We start from the raw sequence: 1,062 nt of genomic DNA, 5'->3' as shown, positions 1-1,062 counted from the left end.
CTTGCCGAACAGCGGGTAGTAGCCGGGATCGTCGACGAGCACGGTGTCGCCGGGGCGCACGAAATAGCGCAGCACGAGGTCCATCGCCTGGTTCGCGCCGTGCGTGAGCACGATCTGCGCGGGCGGCGCCTCGATCTCGTAGCCGGCGAGCTTCTGCTGCAGCGACTGGCGCAGCGGCAGGTAGCCGAAGCGGCTGCCGTAGCGGAACAGCGACGCGGCGCTCGTGCGCATGATGCGCTGCTGGTACTGGTTCAGCCGCGTTTCCTCGAGCCACTCGATCGGCGGGAAGCCTTCGCCGAGATTGAGCACGTCGGGCTTCGCGTGCAGTTGCTCGCGCATCAGCCACACGATGTCCATCGCGCGGTCGAGCGAGCTCGGCTCGTCGAGCTCGGGCGCGGCCGCCGCGCGTCGCGTGACGAAGAAGCCCGAGCCGCGGCGCGGCTCGATCAGGCCGTCGGCCGCGAGCATCTCGAACGCGCTGATCACGGTGTTCTTCGAGCAGCCGGATGCCTCAGCGTATTCCCTGATCGACGGCAGTTTCGTGCCGGCCGCCAACACCCCTTCCTCGATCTGTCTGGCGAGATTGTCTGCCATCGCGCCAGACAGGCTGGCTTTTGCACGCTGTTTCATCGGAATCTTCCGTCGGACCGGCCCACTGTAATGGGTACGGTTGAGTGACTGTCTGCGCCGTCTGTACCTTTTCAATGGGTACAGCGTGACTATTATTCGGCTGTCCGCCGCCCGCCGCAAGCACCGACGGGCGACATCGCCACCCGCAACAGTCAACCCATCATGCCGATCGATTCCGCCTTGCCGAACTTCCGCTCGCTGACGCCCGAGCAACGCCTGTCCCACTTGTCCCGTGCCGTCGGGCTCGACGATGCCGAGCACGCGCTGCTCGCCCAACCGGGCGCGCTGCCGCTCGATACCGCGAACGGGATGATCGAGAACGTGATCGGCACGTTCGAGCTGCCGATGGCGGTGGCCGGCTACTTCCGGATCAACGATCGGGACGTGATCGTGCCGATGGCCGTCGAGGAGCCGTCGATCGTGGCGGCCGCC

The 1,062-nt window shown here is 66.5% G+C and carries 1 protein-coding gene and 1 pseudogene; one reads left to right on the top strand and one right to left on the bottom strand.

From position 1 onward, the window contains the following. A partial coding sequence (locus JMF90_RS38190) for an aminotransferase class I/II-fold pyridoxal phosphate-dependent enzyme (RefSeq protein ID WP_201326455.1) occupies positions 1 to 630 on the bottom strand: 630 nt, incomplete at its 3' end. 162 nt (positions 631 to 792) lie between these two features. Between JMF90_RS38190 and JMF90_RS38185 the strand changes: the two are divergent. After that, positions 793 to 1,062 (top strand): annotated as a pseudogene (locus JMF90_RS38185) (3-hydroxy-3-methylglutaryl-CoA reductase); the annotation flags it as partial.

The sequence above is a fragment of the Burkholderia sp. E168m23 genome (genome assembly GCF_016586125.1).
Taxonomy (GTDB): Bacteria; Pseudomonadota; Gammaproteobacteria; order Burkholderiales; family Burkholderiaceae; genus Burkholderia; species Burkholderia orbicola.
This window is presented reverse-complemented; position numbering and strand designations above follow the sequence as displayed.